The 23,962-nt window shown below is 70.2% G+C and carries 18 protein-coding genes; 8 read left to right on the top strand and 10 right to left on the bottom strand.

Features of this window, described 5'->3' with window-relative positions; all coding sequences use genetic code 11:
* Window positions 1-64: 64 nt before the first annotated feature.
* From FDA94_RS20350 to FDA94_RS20330, 5 genes are all read right to left on the bottom strand, one after another.
* Complete coding sequence (locus FDA94_RS20350) at window positions 65-1,663, bottom strand: PQQ-binding-like beta-propeller repeat protein (RefSeq protein WP_246060058.1); 1,599 nt, start codon at window positions 1,661-1,663, stop codon at window positions 65-67.
* 97 nt (window positions 1,664-1,760) lie between these two features.
* The gene (locus FDA94_RS20345) at window positions 1,761-2,774 is read right to left on the bottom strand and encodes a YncE family protein (RefSeq protein WP_137248662.1); all 1,014 of its coding nucleotides are present in this window, start codon (window positions 2,772-2,774) and stop codon (window positions 1,761-1,763) included.
* Complete coding sequence (locus tag FDA94_RS20340) at window positions 2,752-4,020, bottom strand: MATE family efflux transporter (RefSeq protein ID WP_137248661.1); 1,269 nt, start codon at window positions 4,018-4,020, stop codon at window positions 2,752-2,754. Before FDA94_RS20340 ends, FDA94_RS20345 begins: the two co-directional genes overlap by 23 nt.
* Entirely contained in the window at window positions 4,020-5,207 is a 1,188-nt protein-coding gene (locus tag FDA94_RS20335; protein ID WP_137248660.1) for a GumC domain-containing protein, read from the bottom strand. The genes FDA94_RS20340 and FDA94_RS20335 overlap by 1 nt, the downstream gene beginning before the upstream one ends.
* Before the next feature lie 76 nt (window positions 5,208-5,283).
* The gene (locus tag FDA94_RS20330) at window positions 5,284-6,402 is read right to left on the bottom strand and encodes a glycosyltransferase family 4 protein (protein ID WP_137248659.1); all 1,119 of its coding nucleotides are present in this window, start codon (window positions 6,400-6,402) and stop codon (window positions 5,284-5,286) included.
* Between the two features lie 72 nt (window positions 6,403-6,474).
* On the opposite strand from FDA94_RS20330, the gene FDA94_RS20325 reads away from it, so the two are divergent.
* The gene (locus tag FDA94_RS20325; RefSeq protein WP_137248658.1) at window positions 6,475-7,566 is read left to right on the top strand and encodes a DUF1972 domain-containing protein; all 1,092 of its coding nucleotides are present in this window, start codon (window positions 6,475-6,477) and stop codon (window positions 7,564-7,566) included.
* On the top strand, window positions 7,563-8,420 hold the full coding sequence (locus FDA94_RS20320) for a phosphotransferase (RefSeq protein ID WP_137248657.1): 858 nt from the start codon (window positions 7,563-7,565) through the stop codon (window positions 8,418-8,420). The genes FDA94_RS20325 and FDA94_RS20320 overlap by 4 nt, the downstream gene beginning before the upstream one ends.
* Here the strand turns inward: FDA94_RS20320 and FDA94_RS20315 are convergent.
* Complete coding sequence (locus tag FDA94_RS20315; protein ID WP_137248656.1) at window positions 8,398-9,294, bottom strand: sulfotransferase domain-containing protein; 897 nt, start codon at window positions 9,292-9,294, stop codon at window positions 8,398-8,400. The two genes, FDA94_RS20320 and FDA94_RS20315, sit on opposite strands and share 23 nt — an antisense overlap.
* Before the next feature lie 97 nt (window positions 9,295-9,391).
* On the opposite strand from FDA94_RS20315, the gene FDA94_RS20310 reads away from it, so the two are divergent.
* The 5 genes from FDA94_RS20310 (at window position 9,392) to rfbC (ending at window position 18,917) form a co-directional block, all read left to right on the top strand.
* Complete coding sequence (locus FDA94_RS20310) at window positions 9,392-10,666, top strand: O-antigen ligase family protein (RefSeq protein ID WP_137248655.1); 1,275 nt, start codon at window positions 9,392-9,394, stop codon at window positions 10,664-10,666.
* A gap of 10 nt (window positions 10,667-10,676) precedes the next feature.
* Window positions 10,677-12,308, top strand: a complete 1,632-nt coding sequence (locus FDA94_RS20305; protein ID WP_137248654.1) for a delta-60 repeat domain-containing protein — start codon at window positions 10,677-10,679, stop codon at window positions 12,306-12,308.
* Window positions 12,305-13,978, top strand: coding sequence for a right-handed parallel beta-helix repeat-containing protein (locus FDA94_RS20300; RefSeq protein ID WP_137248653.1), 1,674 nt, complete (start codon window positions 12,305-12,307; stop codon window positions 13,976-13,978). Before FDA94_RS20305 ends, FDA94_RS20300 begins: the two co-directional genes overlap by 4 nt.
* A 118-nt stretch (window positions 13,979-14,096) precedes the next feature.
* Window positions 14,097-18,269 (top strand): LamG-like jellyroll fold domain-containing protein, encoded by a 4,173-nt coding sequence (locus FDA94_RS40585; RefSeq protein WP_246060052.1) that lies wholly within the window; start codon window positions 14,097-14,099, stop codon window positions 18,267-18,269.
* Between the two features lie 60 nt (window positions 18,270-18,329).
* On the top strand, window positions 18,330-18,917 hold the full coding sequence (rfbC, locus tag FDA94_RS20290; protein ID WP_137248651.1) for a dTDP-4-dehydrorhamnose 3,5-epimerase: 588 nt from the start codon (window positions 18,330-18,332) through the stop codon (window positions 18,915-18,917).
* On the opposite strand, the gene FDA94_RS20285 is transcribed toward rfbC, so the two are convergent.
* From FDA94_RS20285 to FDA94_RS20275, 4 genes are all read right to left on the bottom strand, one after another.
* Window positions 18,910-19,956 carry a 2-oxoacid:ferredoxin oxidoreductase subunit beta gene (locus FDA94_RS20285; protein WP_062353843.1) on the bottom strand — a complete coding sequence of 349 codons (1,047 nt, stop codon included), beginning with the start codon at window positions 19,954-19,956 and terminating at the stop codon, window positions 18,910-18,912. The two genes, rfbC and FDA94_RS20285, sit on opposite strands and share 8 nt — an antisense overlap.
* Entirely contained in the window at window positions 19,949-21,796 is a 1,848-nt protein-coding gene (locus FDA94_RS20280) for a 2-oxoacid:acceptor oxidoreductase subunit alpha (protein ID WP_137248650.1), read from the bottom strand. Before FDA94_RS20280 ends, FDA94_RS20285 begins: the two co-directional genes overlap by 8 nt.
* Before the next feature lie 138 nt (window positions 21,797-21,934).
* Window positions 21,935-22,018, bottom strand: a complete 84-nt coding sequence (locus tag FDA94_RS41585) for a putative leader peptide (RefSeq protein ID WP_353051406.1) — start codon at window positions 22,016-22,018, stop codon at window positions 21,935-21,937.
* Window positions 22,019-22,046: 28 nt separating this feature from the next.
* Window positions 22,047-23,492 (bottom strand): polysaccharide deacetylase family protein, encoded by a 1,446-nt coding sequence (locus FDA94_RS20275; protein WP_137248649.1) that lies wholly within the window; start codon window positions 23,490-23,492, stop codon window positions 22,047-22,049.
* Window positions 23,493-23,589: 97 nt separating this feature from the next.
* Here FDA94_RS20275 and FDA94_RS20270 point away from each other — a divergent pair, with 97 nt between their 5' ends.
* Window positions 23,590-23,961, top strand: a complete 372-nt coding sequence (locus FDA94_RS20270; RefSeq protein ID WP_137248648.1) for an NADH-quinone oxidoreductase subunit A — start codon at window positions 23,590-23,592, stop codon at window positions 23,959-23,961.
* Window position 23,962: the final 1 nt, after the last annotated feature.

The raw sequence follows: 23,962 nt of genomic DNA, 5'->3' as shown, positions 1-23,962 counted from the left end.
AAGGCTGACTATGGTCGTTTTTAGAGGCCCAATTCGATCAGAAAAATCCGGATTCGCTCCGCCGTCAGCGCGCCCGCAGGCGCAGGTCGAAACTGATGTCGCTGGAGTCGGGCCGATCCTGGTGGATCTCGACGGTGATGGTGTTCTGGCCCTGCTGGAGCTGGCCGGGCGACAGCGGCACGTCGGTCCACTGCGACTCGGCCGCGCCCGAAATGGTGGACACGGCCCGGCTGGCGGCGGTGATCGTGCCGGTCGGCAGGTTGTCGCGCCAGATCTCGGTCCCGTTCAGGTAGACGACCGCGCCGTCGTCGCGGATCACGCTCATGGTGACCTGGCCGAACGTGGCGGCGACGCCGAAGCTCGTGCGGAAGTAGTAGGTGATCCGGCCCGGCGCGACCTGCTGCCGCTCGTCGCCGTCGCCGAAGCCGAACTGGGCGGCGCCCTGCGGCCAGCCGGAGTCGTCGAACCCGGCCGCCCGCCAGGCCGTGCCCTGGTCGCTGCCGTCGTCGAGGTAGCGCCACGAGGAGCCCGCCGGTACCAGCGTCACGTCGCCCGACGCCGGGAGCAGCGGGAACTCCGTGTAGTTGGGCCGGGAGACCCCGTTGAGCTGGCCGTAGCCGCCGCCCGCGCGCAGCGCGTCGGGTCCGGCGTGCAGCGCGAACACCTGCCCGTTGGCCGTCGGCGCGAAGTCGGTGTCGACCGCGCCGGTCCCGGCGTCGACGGCCACGAAGTCACACCGCTGGAACCCGGAGAAGTCGGGGCAGAAGTGGCCGGCGGCGTACACGTAGGAGCCGCGCACCGCGACCGACTCCACGTCTCCGTCGGCGGTGCGCTCCCAGCGGCGCGACCCGTTGCTCAGGCGGTATGCGGCCAGCCGTCCGCCGACTCCGGCGATGGCGGCGTAGACGTTGTCGGCGTCGGCGGCCAGGTCGAGCACCCAGCACTGGTTGCTCGGCAGGTCGCAACTCGGGGGCGGAGCCCAGCCGGTGACCGTGCCGTTGAGCCCGACCGACCCGAGGAACAGCCGCGTCGCGCCGCCGAGGGTGCGGAACTGCCCGCCGACGATCACGCTGCCGCCGTCGGGCGCGGCCGCCATGGCCATGATCGTGTTGTTGGCGCCCGGGTTCCAGGCGCGCAGCGCGCCGCTGCCGAGGTCGACGGCCGCCAGCCGGGTCCGGTTCTGCCCGGCGACCTGCGTGAACGCCCCTCCGGCGTAGAGCGTGTCGCCGATCACGGCCAGCCCGCGCACCGTGCTGTTGGCGGCGGGCGTCCAGCCGCCGACGACGTTGCCGGTGGCCAGGTCGACGGCCGCCAGCCGCGTGCGGGTCTGCCCGGCGACCGTGGTGAAGTCGCCGCCGAGGTACACCCGGCCGTTCCCGACCGCGAGGACCTGCACCGCGCCGTTCACCGCGGGCGACCACGTGCGGATGAGGTCGCCGCTGGCCGCGTCGAGCAGGGCGACGCGCTGGCGGCCGACGGTCTCGCCGGTCGCGGAGTGCCGCAGGGTGGTGAACTCGCCCGCGATCACCACCCGGTCGCCCGTGTGGGCGATGGCCAGGACCCGGCCGTTCGGCAGCCAGTTGGCGCGCGGCTGGGCCGAGTAGTCGGCCGCCCACGCCGGGGCCGCGAGCAGCCCGGTCAGCAGGAACGAGAGCGATAACACGGCCAGCAAGCGAGACGCGGACGGCCGAAGGCCGGCCGTGGCTCGCGTCGGGAATCTGCCGTGAACAAGCGTGCGCATGGCCGGAGTATGAACCCGATTAACGCCTCAGTCGACGGACGAGCGCGCCGAGCCCGATCAGCGCGGCGATTCCGGTCAGCCCGCCCAGCATGAGCTGCGGCAGCTTCGTCGGCTCCTTGGCCCTGGCGGTCTGCTGGATCGCGTTCGGGTCGGGCTGCGGGCCCGGTTTGCGGATCGGGCCGGTGACCAGATCCTTCGGCAGCTGCCACGCGAACACCGCGCTCTTCTCGCCCTCGCTGCCGACCAGCAGGGTCGTGCCGTCGGCGCTGAGCGCCATCGACTCGCCCTGCGGCTGCTTGGGCGCGTCGATCGTCTGCACCACGTGGCCGGTCACGTCTGAGAAGACGCGGATCTTGTTGAGGCCGCGCAGGTACATGCGGCCGTCGTAGCCGATCAGGCCGTCGGAGATGACGTGGGGGACCGCCACCAGCCGCTCCAGCCGGTTGGCCACGCCCGGTACCAGCGACGCGGGGGCGCCGTAGACGGCTCCGCCGGTCGGGGTTTTGCTGACGAAGTAGAGGTTGCCGTTGGTCGGGTTGACCAGGACGGCCTCGGAGTCCTGCGGGCCGTCGGGGTAGATGATCGGATAGCGCTCGGCGGTCACCGTCGTGTCGGCCAGGACCTTCGGCTCGGGGAAGACGAACAGGGTCACCCCCGCCTGGCGGGTCTTGTCGTTGTCGCCGGTGTCGGCCAGGTAGATGAGGGCGTTGCCGCGCTGGTCGACGTAGCCGCCCACGGCCTCGGTGTCGACGGCCGCCGCGCCCTCGACGGTGACGGTCGCCCGGGTCGAGCCGTCGGGGCCGATGGCGTAGAGGGTGGCCGGTCCGGCGCCGTCGTTGTGGGTCCAGACGACGCCGGGGTGGAGCGGGGAGGCGTACAGGCCGCTGGATTCGGTGATCTTCGGGTTGTCGATGACCCGATCCTGCTTCCAGGTGGCCTTCACCGGCGCCGGAGGGGCCGGCGCGGCGTACGCGGGCGCCGCCGCCGTCAGGGCGAACGCCACGGCGGCGCTACTCAGCAGCGTGCGTCTCATGGGGGATCTCATTCCGTGACGGGACGGGGGCCTTGCGGCGAAGGTGCCACCATAGGAGGAATCCCGAGGCCAGGCCGCCGAATCCGATGCAGTAGGGGGCCAGGTGGGCCAGGTCGGGGGCGACCGCGAGCACGACCAGCATGGCCGTCAGGCCGATGGCGGTCTCGGCCGCCCTGACCATGAACACCAGGCGGGACAGGGTGTAGGCGGCCGCCATCATCGCCAGCGGCAGCGTCGCCGAGAAGCTGACCGTGTAGGCCACCCAGCCGCCCACGGTCACCGCGTCGAGGGTGAACGCGCCGCCGGTGATGAGCGGCCCGACGTGTCCGAGGACCGCGATGGCCGCGACCCCGCAGGCCAGCGTGCCGGCGATGAGCACCAGCGAGGCGGTCAGCGCGTTGCGGGGCCGGATCGGCACCCCGGCGTCACGCCGCCGCACGAACGTCGGCAGCAGATAGGAGCCCGCGCCCTGGACGACCGTCAGCGCCGGCGACATCAGCAGCCGCCCGGCCTCGACGGCCGCCAGCACCGTACGCGACGCGAACGTGTCGATCGCCACCCGCATGATCAGCAGCGCCACCGGCCGCAGTGACGCCTGCGCCGATCGCCACGCGGCGAAGGTGGTGACCTCGCCGAGCCCGGCCAGGCTCGGACGCGGCAGCCGGTATTCCACCGACGGCAGCAGCGCCAGCGTCAGCCCGAGTGACACGAGCTGCCCGGCGCACATCGCGCCCAGGATCCACGTCAGCGTGAACGGCGTGCCGGTCAGCCAGAGCCCGGCCAGGATCGCCAGCGTCACCCCGACGTAGACGAGGTCGTTGAGCACCAGGCGGCCGAACTCCAGCCGCGCGTTGAGCAGCCGCCGCGCGCTCTCCTGCGGCAGCCATAACACCGTGAGCAGGGCGAACGCGGCGACACCCGGCCCGTCGGCCAGGTGGAGCGCCAGCGCGAACGCGACGCCGACGACGGTCCCGGCCGAGGTCAGCCCGAGGATCGAGGCGCACAGCGCGGCCCGCACCCGCGGATTGAAACGGTCCAACACGGTGAGCGAGTCGCCCACCCATGAGGAGAAGACGGTGGTGACCGTGACGAGCACGGCCATCATGATCGCGTAGGCGCCGAACGCCTCGGGGCCGAGGAACCGGACCGCGATGAGCTGTAAGACGACGCTCCCGCCCGCCGTGACGGCCTGGGAGGTGACGGAGCCGCCCGCCCGCGCGACGAGCCTGCGCAGCGAACCGGCCATCAGGAGGTGGCGCCGGTGTCGATGGTCACCACGGGCTCGGAGTCGTCACCCGGGGGTTCCTCGGCGGCCGGTTTCTTCGCCGCGGGCGTCTTGGCGGGCGTCTTGGCGGGCGTCTTGGCCGGCGGCGGTTCGGGCCAGCTCCGGATCGGCGGCGGAGGCGTCGTCCTTTCCGGCCCGGGCTTCCCAGGTGCGGATTTCTCGGATGCGGGTTTCTCGATCGCGGCGGCCGCGGGCTCCGGTGGCCGGGCGGGCAGGCTGATGCGTTCGAAGGCGGCCGTCGGGCGGTCGTCGTATTCGGCCCTGGCCGGCGCCGTGCCGTTGACCTCGGGCCGGGGCAGCAGCGGGCGCCGGGGCTGGGCGGGCTTGTGGCGCTGGCCGGTCGGGGTGGTCACCTCGCGGATCGTGCCGATCGGGTTGGTGGCGCGCAGGAACGCGAGGACGATGGCCAGCAGCGTGCCGACCGCGAGGCCGATCGCGATGTTGGTCGGCACCTTGCTCGGGGTGATCTTCAGCGGGTTGGCCTGGTCGACGAACCGGACACCGCCGCCGAACTGGGCGAGGTCGATCGTCGCCTCCGACTCCTTGAGCTGGAGCTGCACCAGCGCCTCGGTCAGCGACGACTCGGTGGCACTGCCGTCGGGGGCCCGCTTCAGGTCGTCCTGTACGCGGGTGCGGGTGGACCGCACGCTCTTGAGCAGCTTCTCCTGCTCGCGCTGCGCGTCGGCCTCGGTGAGGATCTGGTAGGCCGCCACGACCGAGTTGGCCATCTGCGCGGCCAGTTTGTCGGTCTTGGCCGTCGCGGTGACCACGACGATGCCGCCGGCCGTGCCGGGCGAGGAGGTGACGCTCTGCCGGAGGGTCTCGAGGTCGACGACGACCTTCTGCTCGTTCTCGAGAAGCTGCCGGGCCCGGTCGAGCACGCCCGCCGACTGCGCGAACGCGGCCCGCTGGGCGGTGTAGGCGATGTAGCTGCTGTCGGAGGACACGCCCATGCGCAGGTAGGTGGTGCTGCGCGGGTCGACGACCGCGAACCGGGCGGTCGCCTCGACGTTGCCGAAGACGAAGAAGGTCGCCGCCCCCGCGGCGACCGCGGCGACGAGGATCAGTGCGAGCGACGACCACCGATAGCGCCACACGGCCTCAAGAAGACCGACCTCGGGGGTCTCGTCACGTTGGTCTGTGGCCACGAATGCCTGTTCTCCCCGCTTGTGCAATTCCTCTTCGCGCTGCGAATCTGCCGTAAAGACAGGGTCGATTCACAGTTTAGACATCAGCGTCCGGCCCGAGAATCGCCCGCTCCATCGCCGTCGTGTAACGCATTAGGCCGAACCGGGACGTCGCATCGTCGAAACCCCTGTTCGCGAGGGCTGTCGCGGCGGTCCAGTCGTTAAGCAAGGTTTCGACGGCGTCGGCGAGCGCGACCGGGTCGCCCGGCGCCACGAGCAGGCCGTTCTTCCCGTCGTTGACGATTTCCGCCAACCCCTGCACCTCGCTGGCGACCACCGGACGACGGGCCAGCATGCCCTCGACGGCGACCAGGCCGAAGGGCTCGACCCGCGAGGGGACCAGCACGACGTCGGCCGTGGCCAGAAGTGGCCACACCGGGTCGGTGAACCCGGCGAAGACCACCTCGGGCCCGAGCTCCGCGGCTTTCGCGCGGAGTTCGGCCTCGTACCACTCGTAGCCGGGGAAGATGGTGCCCGCCAGCGTCAGCTTGATCGTGTGACCCCTGCTGACCAGGAGTTTCGCCGCCTCGACGGCGACGTCGTTGCCCTTGCGGGGAGACAGGCGGCCGACCAGGACAAGGTGCCCCTCGTGCTCCGGGCGGGGGTCGGTGGGCGGGGGACCGGCGACGCCGTTGTGGATGACGGTCGTTTTGCCGTCAGGGCCTCCGTCGGCCACGATTCGGTCGCGCACGCTCCGGCTGATCGCGATGATCGTGTGCGCCAGCCGCAGCGGCAGGGCCAGCGCCCGCCTGATCGGACCGGGAACGCCGTCTTCCGCCTCGTGGACGTGACACACCACCTTCGGCACCCGCGCGAGCCGCCCGGCCAGCAGCCACCAGGGGATGGTGACCGTGTTGACGTACAGCACGGCAGGACGTTCGCGCCGCAGGTAGGACACCATGCGGGGGAGTGTGGTGGCCAGCGTCCAGGTCAGCTTCACGAGGCCGGCAGGCTTCAGATAGGCCTTGCGGAGCACCGGCACGGGCAGGATCTCCACCTCGGCCCCGGCCGCGCGAATCAAATCGGACAAAGGGCCGTCGGTGGGCAGTGTGACGGTGATTTCGGCCTTTTCGGCCAGGGCCCGTACCGATTCGACGAGCATGCGGTCGGAGCCGTACAGATCGGGCGACGGGTGGGCCATCACCACTCGAACCATCGTTGCCGCATCCAAATGTTTGATTACCGTTTACGGTTGGATGTTCATCTTGTCATCCATCGAAGGAAACGCATGCGGATCGCCATGATCGGGACTCGCGGGGTGCCGGCCCGTTACGGGGGCTTCGAGACCGCCGTCGAGGAGATCGGGGCTCGCCTGGCCGACGCCGGGCACGACGTCCGGGTCTACTGCCGGGGGGCGGTGGAGAAGCTCCCGGCGTACAAGGGGATGACGCTCGTCCACCTGCCGGCCGTGCAGCACAAGATCATGGAGACGCTCAGCCACACCGCGCTGTCGGTCGGCCATGTGCTGCTGCATCGCACCGACGTCGCGCTGGTGTTCAACGCGGCCAACGCGCCCTTACTCCCGTTCCTCAAGCTGGCGCGCATCCCGGTGGCCACCCACGTCGACGGGCTGGAGTGGAAGCGGGCCAAATGGAACGGTGCAGGGCAGCGCTACTACCTGGCGGTCGAGAAGCTGTCGGTCCGCTGGTCGAAGCAGATCATCGCCGACGCCGTCGCGATCCAGGACTACTACCGCGAGACCTACGCCGCCGGCAGCGTCATGATCCCCTACGGCGCTCCCGTCCAGGAGCGCTGCGACGACGACCTGCTCAGAGCCGAGGGCTATGAGCCCGGCGGCTACCACCTGGTGGTCGCCCGGTTCGAGCCGGAGAACCACGTCGACCTGATCGTCGAGGGCTACTCGCGCAGCGCCGCCCGGCTGCCGCTGGTGGTCGTGGGCTCGGCGCCCTACGCCGAGGAGTACGTGAAAAAGATCAACGACCTGGCCGCCAAGGACGAGCGCGTGAAGCTGGTCGGCGCCGTCTGGAACCAGGACCTGCTCGACGCCCTCTACGCCGGGTCGGCCACCTACCTGCACGGCCACTCCGTCGGCGGCACCAACCCGTCGCTGCTGCGGGCCATGGGGGCGGGCGCCCCGACGATCGCCTACGACGTGGTGTTCAACCGGGAGGTCCTCGCCGAGTCGGGCGCGTTCTTCGCCGGCCCCGAAGACCTCGCGACCGTGATCGAACAGGCCGAAGACGACCCCGCCGCCTGCCGCCGCCGTGGCGACCTGGCCCGCGAGCGCGCCCGCGTCCACTACACGTGGGACGACGTCGCCGCCCGCTACGAGAGACTCTGCCTGGACCTGCGCGGATGAGTTTCGTGCGCTACCCGCCGGGCCGGGCCAACGTCTGGATCCCGGTCGGCGACGCCCGGTCGGCCGCCGCCGGGCTGTCACTGCTGACCTTCTCCAAGCCCCTCCCGCTGCTGGCCCAGCGGATTTTGCACCGGGCGGTGCTGGTCGCCGGGCCGTGGCTGCTGCCGGGCCGGCGTGAACGCTGGGCGCCTCCGGTCGAGCGCTGGGAGCAGATCCTCGCCGAGGTCTCCGAGGTCGTCGGCCCGGTCGACGAGGTCGCCCTCTACCTGCGCCCGCAGGCGTCCCGGCCGGGCGCCGCGGCGCTGCTCATCCAGAAGGGCCGGCCCGTCGGGTTCCTGAAGGTGCGCGAGGGGCTCGACCGCGAGGCCCAGGTGCTGCGGCTGCTCGACGGCGGCGACGGCTTCCGGGTGCCGGTCGTCTTGGGCGAGGGCCCCTCGTGGCTGCTCATCTCGGCGATGGAGCCGGTCCCGGCCCGGCCGGTCCGGAAGATCGACGTCGTCGACCTGACCGGCCGCATCCAGCGCCTGCTCGCCGGGCTGCCCAAACCGGCCGGCACCCCCGGCCACTGGCTGCCGATGCACGGCGACCTCACTCCGTGGAACCTGCGCCGCACCCGGGGCAGGGTGCCGTGGCTGATCGACTGGGAGGACGCCGCGTGGGCGCCTCCCGGCGCCGACGAGGTCTACTACCGGGCCGCCGAGACGACCCTGTTCGGGGTCGACCCGGTGCCCACGGGCTACGCCGAGGCGGCCGCCCACTGGGAGGCCGTCATCTCCAAGCGCCACGACGACCTGCCGCTCAACGGCGGCATGCTCGCGGCGCTGGAGGTGCTCAGCCGGCCGTCCAGTCGCTGAGCCTGCGGCCGAGCATCTCCTCCAGCCGCCGGTTGTGCGGGGCGAAGTGGCGGGCCAGTCTCTTGCGTACGTCGTCGGGGATGTCGCCCGGGGCGGCGGCGTTCCAGACCTTGCCCGCCGCGGGCAGGGGCGCGGGCGGCAGCCCGAGGAACTCCGCCGCCCGGTCGCAGGCGGCCTGCGGGTCGCGGTAGAAGTCCTCGCTGGTCAGGATGTGGAACCGGTCGCGCGGGTAGTGGGCGAACCACCGTTCCAGACAGCGGGCGTACTCGCTCTGGGCGACGTACGACTGCTGTTCGTGGGCGTAGGACAGGTACGCCGGATCGGCGATGATCTTCGCCTCCTCACCGGAGGTCCGGGACTCCTCGGCGGCCAGGGCCTCCTCGAACGTCAGGGTCTCCGCGCCCGCGCGCACCCGCTCGCGGTAGTGGGAGAACGTGCGCTCCACCGGGTCGCGTAACACCAGCAGGATGCGCGCCTTTGGCACGTTCCCGGCGGCGCGTTCGGCGGCCAGGGGATGGTGGAGGTAGTAGGGCGAGCCCTCTCCGGCGACCACCGGGCCGCCCGCCCTGCGCCCGGCCCGCGCTCGGCTCGACCGGCTCGGCAGGTGCGAGCGGTACCACCGCATCCCGCGCGCGTAGTTCGAGTCGAAGTAGTGGACGCCCTTCGTGTGGTTGGCCTTGGGCAGCAGCCCGGCCGCCGGGAACAGCGGGATCACCCTCGGATGCTCCAGCAGGGCGAAGTAGAACGACGTCGACCCGCCGCGCTTGGCCCCGATGAGCAGGAAGTCGGGGTCGGGCCGGAACGCCGCCGTCGCCATGCCCCAGCCCCGGATGGCGGTCCGGCCCGCGTTCATCACGGGTTCAGGGAGCTTCATCTGACTCGTCCTCTCAACCGGTCCATAGTGAAAAGTTATTAACCGCTCGTATGCTGGCACACGTCACCAAGCGGAGCGGCGATTCGGGGGGACCGGCGTGAGAGGTGCGCGCCACCGGCGGCTCCGCACGCAGTGGTGGCCCACGCTGTTGCCTCTCGGCATGATCCTCGCGAGCGACTACAAGTTTCGTTCGCGTGACGTCTCCGAAGCGGTCGGCGGCGGCATCGACGCCACCGTGCTGCTGGAGATCGGCGTCTACGGCCTGTGCGCGCTCTACCTCTACCGCCGGTTCGGCCTCCGGGCGCCCCGGCGGGCGGCTCCGGCCGCGCTGATCCTGGCCTGGCTGTTCGCGGCCTACTGCGCCCTGTCGGTGCTGTGGACCCCGTTCCCCCCGTTCGCCGCCGTGCGGGCGAGCCAGCTCCTGGTCACCGCGATCGTCTGCCACGTGATCGCGACCCGGGCGCGGCGCGAGGACCTCTACCGGCTGGCCCACGTGTTCGTCGGCCTGGTCGTGATCTCGGTGGCGTTCGGGGTGGCGGTGCCGCTCAAACGCACCCCCAACACGCAAGACCGGTTCAACTGGCTCTACGTGCATCCCGTCACGGCCGGCATGTTCCTGGGCGTCGCGCTGCTGCTGTGCCTGGCGTTCCTGCTGCCGAACGGGCTGCCGCGACGCTTCCCCTGGCCGGTCTACGCCGGCTCGGCGGCGGTCTCGGCGGCGGCGCTGGTCGCCACCGGCACGCGGGGCGCGGCGGTCGGCATCCTCGCGGGGGTGGCGGCGTTCCTGCTCACCGCACGGGGCACCCGGGGCCGGGTCGAGGTGATCATGGTCGGCACGCCGATATTGGTGCTGCTGCCGCTGCTGTTCGGCGACAAGCTCCTGGAGTTCGCCACCCGGGGCGAGACCGTCGAACAGCTGGAGAGCCTCAACTCGCGTACCGACCTGTGGACCTTCGCCTACCAGGCGGTGATGAACCGGCCGGTGTTCGGCAACGGCATGTCGTCGGCGCGCGGGCTGTTCCTCGACGCCCTGGGGCTCGGCGGGGGTCACAACATCTTCGTCAACGTGCTCGTCGAAGGCGGCCTCGTCGGCGGGGCGATCTTCTGCCTGCTCCTGATCGTGGTGCTGACGGTGAACCTGGCGTTCACCAGGGTCGGAGAGGTCCGGGTCGAGGCCGCGCTGCTGCTGGGTCTGATGACGTTTCTGGTGATCGACGGCCTGACCGCCGATCAGATGGCGGGTGCGGCGAACGTCGCGTCCATCTGGATGTTTCTCATAGTGGCGTGGACTTGTGTTATCACACGTAAACCTGTGAGACGTGAGGAGCGTCACGATACGCGTGAGGCCGGTGTGGTCTCACCTGTGCCCTGAAGGGGACCAAATGCGCAAGACCCTGATATCGGGCCTGATCGCCGCGTTAGCGGTGACGCCCGTCCCCGCGGCGCTGGCCGACACGGCCCCCGCCGCCGGGGAAGTCGCCACAGTCACGGCCGACGCGCTGCCCACCTGGCAGACCGACGGAGTGGTGCTGACGATCGAGATCGTCAACGGGGTGACCTACGTGGGCGGCAACTTCGACAACGTCCGGCCGCCGGGCGTCCCCAAGGGGGGCGCGGGTGAGGTGCCGCGGGTCGGATTGGCCGCGTTCGACACCGCCACCGGCGACCTGCTGCCGTGGAACCCGGTGGCCTTCTCGCCGACGTTCACCGACGACCAGGCGCAGAACGAGTGCGACAAGATCGCCACCGACACCTACCGCTGTGACGCGGTGTGGGAGATCAAGGCCTCGCCCGACGGCTCGAAGATCTACGTCGCCGGCGACTTCAACAAGATCGACAGCTCGCGGCGCGACCGCATGGCGGCCTTCGACACCGCGACCGGCGCCCTCGACCCCGACTTCAAGCCGGTGTTCAACAACCGGGTGCGCGCCATCGCCGTGTCCGACACCACCGTCTACGCGGGCGGCCACTTCACCACCGTGAGCGGCGAGACCCGCACCCGCCTGGCCGCCTTCGACGCCGCCACCGCCGCCCTCACCTCGTGGGCCCCGACCGCCGACAAGCGCGTCAACGCGATGGCGCTGACCCCGGCAGGCAACCGGCTCATCGTCGGCGGCGACTTCGACCGCATCAACGGCGTACGGCAGCACGGCCTGTCGGCCGTCAACGTGAGCGACGGCTCCAAGGGCACGTTCAACAGCAACGACATCCCGGCCAACAGCTCCACCAGCCGCTCGTGGGTGACCGACATCGTCTCCGACGGCACCCGCATGTACGCCAGCGCCAACGGCGAGGGCACCTTCGACGGCCGCCTGGCCTTCAACCCCGACAACGGCTCGCGCATCTGGATCAACAACTGTCTCGGCGCGACCCAGGCGATCTCGGTGATGGGCGGCGTGCTCTACAGCGGCAGCCACGCCCACCGCTGCAGCATGCAGTCCTACTACGGCGGCGACGGCTTCCCCGAGACCAAGCCCCACCGCCGCTACCTCGCCGAGCCGGCCGGCACGGCCCAGGGCGCCAAGCAGACGATCCTCCACTGGTTCCCCAACTCGGCCCCCGGCACCACCTACCCGTGGGTCCAGGGCCCGTGGGCGATGGCCAACGACGGCACCTACCTGTGGGCCGGCGGTGACTTCACCGAGGTCAACGACGTGGCGCAGCAGGGCCTCACCCGCTGGACCTTCCACGAGACCCGCCCCGACGTCGGCGGCCCGATCCAGGCCGGGTTCGGCGCGCCGACCCTGCAGGCCAACGGCGGCGGCAAGGTGACCGTCCGCTGGGGCGCCACGTGGGACCTCGACAACCGCAAGGTCCGTTACGAGGTGCTGCGCAACGACGGCCAGGTCGCCTGCACCGCCGAGGCGTTCTCGGTGTTCTGGAACCTGCCGAACCTGTCGTGCCAGGACACCGGGCTCACGCCCGGCGCGTCGCACACCTACCGGGTGCGCGCGATCGACCCGTACAACAACCGCGTCTCCAGCCCGACCAGCGCGTCGGTGACGGTTCTGTGAGACGGAGGCTCGCCGCCGCGGGGGCCGTCGCCCTCGCGGTGGCGGGCGTCCTGATCTGGGCCGCGCTGATGCGGCCCGACCCCGGCCGACCGGCCCAGCCGTCGTGGCAGACGGCCGGGCCGGCCCCGCTGGGCACCGCCGACTATCCCGTCCCCGAGGGCGCCTTCTTCGTCGCCACCGACGGCGACGACGACGCGCCGGGCGACGGCGCGAAACCCTGGCGGACCCTCGGCCACGCGGTGAAGACCGCCCCCGAGGGCGCGACGATCGTCCTGCGCGAGGGCGTCTACCACGAGAAGGTCGAGATCTTCCGCAAGCGCCTGGCCATCCAGAACCACCCCGGCGAGGTCGTCTGGTTCGACGGCAGCGAACCGGTCGGCGACTGGGTCCGCGACGGATCGCGCTGGCGCCGCGACGACTGGGACGTGCGCTTCGACAACACCGACTTCACCGCGGGCGGCGGTGAAGACTGGCACATGGTCGACCCCGCCCACCCGATGGCCAACTGGCCCGACCAGGTCTTCGTCGACGGCCGGCCGCTGACCCAGGTCCAGACCGCCGATCAGGTCGGCCCCGGCGCCTTCTTCGTCGACTACCAGGCCGGCCGCCTGTTCATCGGCGACGACCCCACCGGCCGCGACGTCCGCGCCACCACCCTCGACGAGGCCCTCTACTTCGAGGGCGCCGACGGGTCGTCTCTCAAGGGCGTGGGGGTACGCCGCTACGCCACCTCCCTGGCCAGGATCGCCGCCGTGAAGGCCTTCGCCGACGACATGACGATCGAGAACAGCGTCTTCGCCGAGACCTCGGTCACCGGCCTGGCCCTGAAGGGCGCCCGGATCACCGTCAGGAACAACCTGTTCGAGGGCAACGGCCAGGTGGGCATCGGCGGCCACAAGTCCGACGACGCCACGATCATCGGCAACGTCAGCCGGGGCAACAATGTGGAGCGTTTCATGATGGCCCCGGTCTCCGGCGGCCTGAAGATCACCGAGTCGAAGCGCATGACGGTCGTCGGCAACCTCATGGAAGACAACCGAGGCCCCGGCATCTGGCTCGACGAATCGATCGTCGGCGCCGTGGTCGCCCGCAACCTGGCCCGGAACAACGCCCACCACGGCATCCATTTCGAGATCTCGGCCGGCGCGCTCATCGCCGGAAACGTGGTGACCGGCAACGGCACCCACGGCGTCTATGTGAACGAGTCGAGCGATGTACGGGTCTGGAACAACACCGTAACCGACAACAAAGGCCGCCAGATCTATGCGATCGACGGCGCGCGCCAGCAACTCGTGCCGGGAGTGACCTGGAATGTGAGTGGCGTCGAGGTGCGAAACAACGTGCTTTCCTCGGCCGGCGCCGAACCTCTCGTGGCCGTCCGCGATCTGACCCGCCGCAAGGGCGCGGCCGACATGGCCAGCCTCGACCACAACGTCTACCACCGGCGCGGACCAGGGCCGCTCGCCGACTGGGCCGACTGGACGCGAGCGGACGCCGACGTGGCCACGCTCGCCGATCTGCGCCGGATGACCGGTCAGGAAATCCATGGCAGCGAGCCGGAAATTGGCGATTTGCCCGACGGAGCGCCGTTGCCATCCGACGTCGCCGACTTGTTCGGTCTGGAAGCCGGAGCGGTGCTTAAAACCGGCGCTCCAGAAGGTGAACTTTAATCGTTACTTCATGTCCCATCGGTTACTCCTTGCTGGATTAAACCGTTCCATTACTCTGGCATCGATGTGAGAACGATCTCCTGAGATGTAGGTAACCGTGGTAATTCGATCATCGCGAGTGGCCGCCTTCCTGGCCGCGTCATTACTGGGGGCGTCGCTCGCGGCGATCCCCCTTCCCGCCCGGGCCGACATCGACCCGCCGCCGGGAGTCCCCGAGACCGTCACGGCCGACGCCCTGCCCACATGGCAGATCAACGGCGTGGTCTGGAAGATGGCCACCGTCGGCAACACCGTCTACGCGGTCGGCAGCTTCACCCGCGCCCGCCCGCCGGGCACCGCCCCGGGGAACGCGGCCGAGGTGGTGCGGTCGAACATCCTGGCCTTCAACATCACCACGGGTAACGTCACCTCCTTCGCGCCCACGCTCAACGCGCAGGCCCGCACCATCGCCGTCTCGCCCGACCAGACGAAGATCTACATCGGCGGCGACTTCACCCAGGTCAACGGCCAGACCCGCAACCGGGTCGCAGCCTTCGACGTCGCCACGGGCAACCTCGAATCGTGGGCGCCCTCGGTCGGCAACGTGGTCCGCGCGATCACGGTCTCCAACTCGACCGTCTACATCGGCGGCAACTTCTTCAACGTCAACGGCCAGAGCCGCAACCGCCTGGCCGCGGTCAACCGGAGCAACGGCGCCAACCAGCCGTGGGCCCCCGACACCGACGACGAGGTCTTCGCCCTGATCATGTCGCCCGACCAGAGCCGGGTCATCGTGGGCGGCAAGTTCCAGCAGCTCAACAACGCCACCCGGGTCGGCATCGGCGCCCTCGACCCGGCCACGGGAGACTCGCTCCCGTGGAGCAGCAACCCGATCCCGGCCCGGATCGGCAACGACTACTCGATGACCTACGACCTCACCACCGACGGCACCAACATCTACGCCGCCGCCGACGGCGAGGGCTGGCACTGGTTCGACGGCCGGTTCGCGGTCGAGCCCAACACGGGCGACCTGATCTGGCTCGACAACTGCTACGGCGCCAGCTACAGCGTCTTCCCGATCAACCAGGTGCTCTACAGCGTCGGCCACGCCCACGACTGCGAGTCGCTGCGCGGCTTCCCCGAGGTCTCGCCGACCCGCTGGCAGCGCGCCCTGGCCACCACGCTCGTCCCGACCGGCACCGACCCGATGCCGCCGTCGAACAACAGCCAGTACAGCGGTCAGCCCACGCCGACCCTGCTCCACTGGTTCCCGCAGGTCAACGCCGGTTCTTACACCGGCATGAACCAGGGCGGCTGGGCCCTGTCGGGCAACGGCAACTACCTGGTCATGGGCGGCGAGTTCACCACCGTCAACGGCAGCGCGCAGCAGGGCCTCACCCGGTTCGCGGTCAAGGCGAACGCGCCGAAGACCGCCGGGCCGATCCCGACGGCCGACCTGACCCCGACCGCGGTCTCGCTCAACGCGGGCACCGCCCGGCTCAGCTGGAAGACCACCTGGGACCGCGACCACGCGAAGCTGAAGTACCAGATCCTCCGCGACGGCGGCACCACTCCCGTCGGCGAGGTCGAGGTCGACTCCAACTTCTGGACCCTCCCGTCGGCCGGCTTCATCGACGAGGGCCTCGCGCCCGGGTCCGTCCACACCTACCGGGTCCGCGCCGTCGACCCGCAGGGCAACGCCGTCGGCAGCGGCACCTCCGACCCGGTGACGATCTCCTCGGCGGGGGCGCTCAGCGACTACGCCGAAGCCGTCATCGACGACGGAGCCGCCGCCTACTGGCGTCTCGGCGAGGCCTCCGGCACGACCGCCTTCGACTACGCCGCCTTCACCGACGCCACCCGTGACGCGGGCACCTCCCAGGCCAGCCCCGGCGCGATCAACGGCGACGCCGACGCCGCGGCGGCCTTCAACGGCACCGGCACCGGCCTGGTGAAGACCAACAGCACGGTCCCCACCACCCCGGCCTTCTCGATCGAGGCCTGGGTCAAGACCACGTCGAACCAGGGCGGCAAGATCGTCGGCTACGGCAACGCGCCGACCGGCGAGTCGGGCAGCTACGACCGCCACGTCTACATGGACAACGCCGGCCGCATCTACTTCGGCGTCTACCCCAACGCCGTCCGCACGGTGAACAGCGCCCCCGGCTTCAACGACGGCCAGTGGCACCACATCGTGGCCACCCAGGGCAGCGGCGGCATCGCCCTGTACGTCGACGGCCGCCGCGTCGGCCAGGACCCCTCGGTCACCACGGCCCAGGGATACAACGGCTACTGGCGGATCGGCGGCGACAACCTCAACGGGTGGCCGAACCGCCCGACCAGCCTCTACCTGAACGGCCAGATCGACGACGTCGCGATCTACCCGGCGGCCCTGTCGCCGGCCAAGGTCGACGCCCACTTCGTCGCCTCGGGCCGCACCAGCCCGATCCCGCCGCGTCCGGCCGACGACTACGGCCGCGTGGTCTACGACGACGAGCCGGTGACCTACTTCCGGTTCAACGAGGCCAACGGCCCGGCGGCGATCGACGCCAGCACCAGCGGCGTCAACGGCACGTTCAGCAACACCGGCGTGACCTACAACCAGTCCGGCGCGATCGTCGGCCTGGCCAACAACGCGGTCCGGGTGCAGAGCGGCGGCCGGGCCGTCTCGGGCAACGCGACGAGCAACCCGACGACCTACTCGGCCGAGACCTGGTTCCGCACCTCGTCGAACCAGGGCGGCAAGATCGTCGGCTTCGGCAACGCCGCGAGCGGCACCAGCTCCAACTACGACCGCCACGTCTACATGCGCAACGACGGCCGCCTGGTCTTCGGCACGTACACCGGCGCCTTCAACCTGATCACCACGACGGCCGCCTACAACAACAACCAGTGGCACCACCTCGTGGCGACGCAGGGCGCCGACGGCATGAAGCTCTACGTCGACGGCGCGCTCGTGGGCACCCACGCGCAGACCGGCGCCGAGAGCTACTCGGGCTACTGGCGCTTCGGCAGCGACACCCTGAACTCCTGGCCCAACCGCCCGAGCTCCGACAACTTCAACGGGTTCCTCGACGAGGGCGCGATCTACGCCAAGGTGCTGACCCCGGCCGAGGTCGCCCAGCACTACCAGGAGGGCAGCGGCACCGGCCCGGCCAACCAGCCGCCGACGGCGTCGTTCACCTCGACCTGCACCGACCTGGAGTGCTCGTTCGACGCCTCGGCGTCCGCCGACGCCGACGGCTCGGTCGACGGGTACGCCTGGGACTTCGGCGACGGCCAGACCGGCACCGGCGCCACGCCGAGCCACACCTACCCGGCCGCCGGTGACTACCCGGTCACCCTGACGGTCACCGACAACGACGACGCCACCGCCACCAGCGGCGACGTGGTCGTGCCCCGCCCGGCCCCGAACCCCCCGTCGATCATCGCGAACGACACGTTCGGCCGGACCCTCAACGGCTCGCTGGGCACCGCCCAGACCGGCGGCCCCTGGACGCTCGTCGGCGGCGCCGGCAACTTCTCCGTCGACGGCAACGCGGCCAAGCTCGCCCTCCCGGCGACGACGGCCAACCCGCGCGCCTACCTCGACGGGGTGTCCAGCACCACCTCCGACCTGTCGTTCTCGATCGCGTCCGACAAGGTGGGCACCGGCAACGGCACCTACCTGTTCGCCACCGGCCGCCGCGTCGCGGGCGTCGGCGAGTACAAGGTCCGGGCCCGGCTGCTCCCGTCGGGCGTCGGCCTGGCGCTGATCCGCACCACCGGGGCCAGCAGCGACACCCTGATCACCACCGAGACCACCATCCCCGGCCTGACCTACACGCCGGGCCTGGTGCTCAACATGCGGGTGCTGGTCACCGGCACGAACCCGACGACGATCTCCGGCAAGGTCTGGAACGCCGCCGCGACCGAGCCGGCCGCCTGGCAGGCGACCACCACCGACGCCACCGCGAACATGCAGGTCGCGGGCGGCGTGGGCATCGGCGCCTACCTGTCGGGCACCGCGACGAACGCCCCGATCACCCTGACGGTCGACGACCTCGCCGCGAGCAACCTGGCCGCCGCCCCGACGGCCGCGTTCACCCCGACCTGCGCCGGCCTGACCTGCGACGTCGACGCCTCGGCGTCGACGGCCGGGTCGACGGCGATCGCGAGCTACACGTGGAGCTACGGCGACGGCGGTGCGCCCAGCACCGGCCAGACGGCGTCCCACACGTTCGCCGCTCCGGGCACCTACAACATCACCCTGACCGTGACGGGCACCGACGGACGGACCTCTGTCGTGGTCCATCCCGTGACCGTCGCCTGACAATGCGCTGATGCCCCGCCGGTGCAGACCGGCGGGGCATCTGTCATGTAAGGAGTCCGCATGGAAGAACTGCCGATCAAGGGCGCCTACCTCTACACCCCGAGGCTGTTCCGCGACGACCGGGGCACGTTCATGGAGTCGTTCCGGGGCGCCGAGTTCGCCGAGGCCACCGGCCACGGCCTGCGCCTGTCCCAGGCCAACACCTCGATCTCGGCGCGAGGGGTGATCAGGGGCATCCACTACGCCGACGTGCCGCCGAGCCAGGCCAAATACGTGACCTGCCTGTCGGGCCGGATCCTGGACGTGATCGTCGATCTGCGCGTGGGCTCACCCACGTTCGGGCGGCACGAGAAGGTCGTTCTCGACGCGGAGAGCTTCCAGAGCGTCTACATCTCCGAGGGCCTCGGCCACGGCTTCGCCGCGCTGACCGACCACGCGACGGTCTTCTACCTGTGCTCCGAGCCCTACGCCCCGGCCCGGGAGCGGGGGATCAACCCGCTCGACCCGGTGCTCGGCATCGAGTGGCCCTTCGAGCAGCCGCTGCTCTCTGAGAAGGACGTACGGGCGCCGACGATGAAGCAGGCCCTCGACGAGGGCCTGCTTCCCGATTTCGCGACCTGTACGGCCTTCTACAGAACGCTTAGTTGATCTTCCAGGTGTCGCCGCCCTGGAGGAGTTCGTCGAGGTCGCCGGGGCCCCGCTGGGCCACGGCCATCTCGAGCTGCTCGCTCATCAGGTGGTCGTAGGAGGGCCGGTCGACCGACCGGAAGATGCCGATCGGCACGTGCTGGAAGGCCGGCTCGTCGAGCCGGCTCAGCGCGAACGCGAGCGACGGGTCGGGGTTGTGCACGTCGTGGACGAGGATCTCCTCCGGGGAGATCGAGTCGCGCGCCACGACCTCGAGACCACCCGTCGGGGCGAGCCTGACCGCCTGGGTCGCGTTGGCGATCGGCTGCCCGTGCTCCAGGCGCAGCGTGATCACGTCGCGCTTCTCGGGGTCTTTCAGGTCTTCGAACGCGTTGTCGTTGAAGATGTTGCAGTTCTGGTAGATCTCCACCAGCGAGGTGCCCCGGTGGGCGGCGGCCTCGCGGAGCACGCTGTGCAGGTGCTTGCGGTCGGAGTCGATGGTCCGGGCGACGAACCCGGCCTCGGCGCCGACGGCCAGCGAGATCGGGTTGAACGGCTTGTCGAGCGAGCCCATCGGGGTCGACTTGGTGATCTTGCCGACTTCGGAGGTGGGCGAGTACTGGCCCTTGGTCAGACCGTAGATCCGGTTGTTGAACAGCAGGATGTTCAGGTTGACGTTGCGGCGCAGCGCGTGGATCAGGTGGTTGCCGCCGATCGACAGGGCGTCGCCGTCACCGGTGATCACCCACACCGACAGGTCGGGGCGGGAGGCCGCCAGACCGGTCGCGATGGCCGGGGCGCGGCCGTGGATCGAGTGGAACCCGTAGGTGTTCATGTAGTAGGGGAACCGCGAGGAGCAGCCGATGCCCGACACGAACACGGTGTTCTCGCGCTTGATCCCCAGCTCGGGCATGAACGACTGCACGGCCGCCAGGATCGCGTAGTCACCGCACCCGGGGCACCAGCGCACCTCCTGGTCGGACTTGAAGTCCTTCAGGGTCTGCTTGCCCTCGGCCTTCGGCACCAGGGCCAGGCCCTTGCCGTTCAGGGATTCACTCACTGTCGATCACTTCCTGGATCACTCCGGCCAGTTCCTCGGCCTTGAACGGAAGTCCGCGCACGCGGTTGTAGCTGATGATGTCGACCAGGAACTTGGCCCGCAGCAGCAGCGCGAGCTGGCCCAGGTTGATCTCGGGCAGCAGGACCTTGTCGTAGGACTTCAGGACCTCGCCGATGTTCTTCGGGAACGGGTTGAGGTGACGCAGGTGGGCCTGCGCGACCTTGCCGCCGCCCCGGCGCACCCGGCGGGCCGCCGCGGCGATCGGGCCGTAGGTCGAACCCCAGCCGAGCACGAGCACCCGGGCGTCGCCGTCGGGGTCGTCGACCTCGAGATCGGGCACGTCGATGCCGTCGATCTTGGCTTGGCGCAGCCGGACCATCAGGTCGTGGTTGCTCGGGTCGTAGGAGATGTTGCCGGTGCCGTCGGCCTTCTCGATGCCGCCGATGCGGTGTTCGAGCCCCGGAGTGCCGGGGATCGCCCACGGACGGGCCAGCGTCTCGGCGTCGCGCTTGAACGGCAGGAAGGTGGTGCCGTCGTCGCCGTTGGGCTCGGTCGTGTAGGGCACCGAGATGTCGGGCAGCTCGGCCTGCGACGGGACCTTCCACGGCTCGGAGCCGTTGGCGAGGTAGCCGTCGGAGAGCAGCATCACCGGGGTGCGGTATTTGATCGCGATCCGGGCGGCCTCGACGGCGGCGTCGAAGCAGTCGCTCGGCGTCGCCGGGGCGATCACCGGCACCGGCGACTCGCCGTTGCGGCCGAACAGCGCCATCAGCAGGTCGGTCTGCTCGGTCTTGGTCGGCATGCCGGTGGAGGGGCCGGCGCGCTGCACGTCGACCACGATCAGCGGCAGCTCGGTGGTGACCGCGAGGCCCACCGTCTCGGCCTTCAGCGCCACACCCGGGCCCGATGTGGTGGTCACGCCGAGCGCGCCGCCGAACGCCGCGCCCAGCGCCGCGCCGACGCCGGCGATCTCGTCTTCGGCCTGGAAGGTGCGGATGCCGAACCGCTTGTGCTTCGACAGCTCGTGGAGGATGTCGGAGGCCGGGGTGATCGGGTAGGAGCCCAGGAACAGCGGCAGCTTCGACTGGACCGACGCCGCGACCAGCCCGAGGGCCAGCGCCTGGTTGCCGGAGATGTTCCGGTAGACGCCGGCGCTCAGGGGGGCGGGCTTGATCTCGTACGAGACCGAGAACGCCTCGGTCGTCTCGCCGTAGTTGTAGCCGGCGTTGAAGGCGGCCACGTTGGACTTGGCGATCGCGGGCTTCTTGGCGAACTTGGTCTCGATGAACTTGATCGTCGCCTCGACCGGGCGGCCGTAGAGCCACGACAGCAGGCCGAGGGCGAACATGTTCTTCGCGCGCTCGGCGTCCTTCTTCGAGATGTCGAACTCTTCGAGCGCCTTGACCGTCAGCGAGGTCAGCGGCACCGAGTGAAGCCGCCACTCGGCCAGGCTCTCGTCTTCGAGCGGGTTGACGTCGTAGCCGACCTTCTGCAGGTTCCGCTTGGTGAACTCGTCGGCGTTGGCGATGATGTCGGCGCCGCGCGGGAGGTCGGACAGGTTCGCCTTGAGGGCGGCCGGGTTCATCGCGACGAGGACGTTGGGCGCGTCACCCGGGGTGAGGATGTCGTGGTCGGCGAAGTGGAGCTGGAAGCTCGACACTCCGGGGAGGGTGCCTGCCGGGGCGCGGATCTCGGCCGGGAAGTTGGGCAGCGTCGACAGGTCGTTGCCGAACGACGCCGTCTCCGCGGTGAATCGATCGCCGGTGAGCTGCATGCCGTCGCCGGAGTCACCCGCGAACCGGATGATCACGCGGTCGAGTTGCTGCACCTGCTTGGTCACAGCGCTCAGTCCTCCTCGACAGACCAAGGCGCGGTCTGCTCGTGGCACGTGTGTGAATTCAATGCTAGATCCCTTTGTCGCGCTTATACGAATGCGCGTGGGTTGTGACCTTTGTCGCTCGTGTGGGGGGATGGGGCGTCAGTCGGGCAGGGCTTGACACAGTCCCGACGCGATGCGGCACAGGTCGACGTGCCGGCGAGCGAAGAGGATGATTCGGGTCACGGTGCCTAACTATATGTCCCCGCTGGATTCACGGTAGCGGCCGCCCATAGCGCGAGACGGCGACGTCCACGGCCGATTCGTAGGTTCGGCCTGGCTGCATCGGGCGTGTTCCGTACAACTCGGGAACGGTGACAAAAGAGTATCCGCGGTCCTCGAGTGCCTTGAGGATCAGCGGGATGGCCTCGGGGGTGGCGGGGCCCAGGTCGTGCAGGAGCACGATCGAGCCGGGCTTCACGGCCGAGGTGACCCGCCTGCAGATCTCCTGCGCTGTGGCGTCGCCGTCGTCGCCGGCGTCGACGTCCCAGGTGACCAGGCTGAGCTTCAATTCGCCGGCGATCTTGGCGACGTCGGGGTTGGAGGCGCCGTAGGGGGGCCGCATCAGGGCCGGGAGGCTGCCGGTCGACTGGGCGATGACGTCCTGGGTGCGGGCCAGCTGCTCGTATATGCGGTTGTCCGGGAGTGTCGTCAGGTCGCGGTGCGACCAGCCGTGGTTGCCGACCAGGTGGCCGTCGCGGGCCATCCGGCGCAGCAGGTCGGGGCGGGCGGCCGCGTTGGTGCCGGTGAGGAAGAAGGTGGCGCGCGTGGTGCCGAGCGCGGTCAGGATCCGGTCCGTGTACGGCCCCGGCCCCTCGTCGAACGTCAGGGCGACGCAGCGCGCGACCCGGCAGTCGACCTTCCCCGGCACCGCCGGCGCCGTGGCCTCCGGTGGGTTCCGCAGCTCGGGCGGGGTGGTCGGCCGGGCCGACTCGACGGCCTGCTGGGCGGCCTTGCCGAAGTCCGACAGCAGCGGCGCGGCCTCCTGGCGGGGGATCGCCGTGGCCACCCGGCCCATCGCGCCCGGCCCGATCTCGTAGTCGTCGAACTCCACCACCAGGTCGCCCCGCGAGTTGAAGTCGAGCGAGTCGAACAGCGCCCGGTCGGGCTTGATCGCCCCGAGGTGGACGTCGGTGTCGTCGGCCAGCCGGGTCCCGACCACCCGCGCGAGGTCGTTCAGGTTCTTGACCAGCAGGTCGGAGGTGACGACGCGGGCGCCGTCGTACCAGAGGGTCCGGGTCGAGTTGATCCACGACTCGCCCTCGAAGCGGCCCGTGCGGAGGCGGACGCCGGTGACCTTCGGCGACACGGCGGTGAGCTGCCAGTCGACGTTGATCTCGGACTTGGGGAGGGTGGCCTTGCCCTTGGCGTTCTTCTCGTTGAAGGCCTTGGCCTCGGCGACGAGCTCGGCCCGCATCCGCTCGCTGAGCGGCGTCGCGCCGGGTATCTGAGGGTAGGTCAGGTAAGAGTTGGCCTTGCCCGTCTTTTTGATGATGGTCTGCACCTGCAGGCCGGGGACGACGGCAGGGTCGACGAAGGTCAGCACCGTCGGCTCGGACGACGGCGGCACCTCGTCTGCCGGGGAGTTGAAGGCGACGCCGCACGCGCAACACGCGGCGGCGAGCATCGCGATTCCTCCGGTGAATCGCAAAACGGGCATAAATGTCAGATTATTGGCGCTTGGGCGTGGTTTGCTGTGACTTGGCAGTGTCCGTGAGCTTCTTTGGTTCGGCGTTCAGGTGCGCGATTATCAAGGGGTGGACGGATACTTCGGGTCGTACGCGGTGGTCGCCGTGCTGCTGGCCATCGGGGCGGCGATCTTCGCCGGCGCCCTGCTGATCAACCGGCTGCTGCGCCCCGACCGGCCCACCGAGGCCAAGCTGACCACCTACGAGTGCGGCGTCGACCCCGTCGGCGACGGCTGGGCCCAGTCGCAGGTCAGGTACTACGTCTTCACGTATCTTTATGTCGTCTTCGCCGTCGACGCCGTGTTCCTGTTCCCCTGGGCGACCGTGTTCGCCGCCCCGGGCTACGGCATGACCACTCTCGTCGAGATGTTCGTGTTCCTGGCGTTCATCGCGCTCGGCATCGTCTACGCGTGGCGCAAGCGCGTGCTCACTTGGACGTGAC

Origin of the sequence: Herbidospora galbida (assembly GCF_005233835.1) — a bacterium.
GTDB classification, from domain to species: Bacteria; Actinomycetota; Actinomycetes; order Streptosporangiales; family Streptosporangiaceae; genus Herbidospora; species Herbidospora galbida.
Note: the sequence above shows the minus strand (reverse complement) of the source record. Positions and strands in the feature narration are given on the sequence as shown.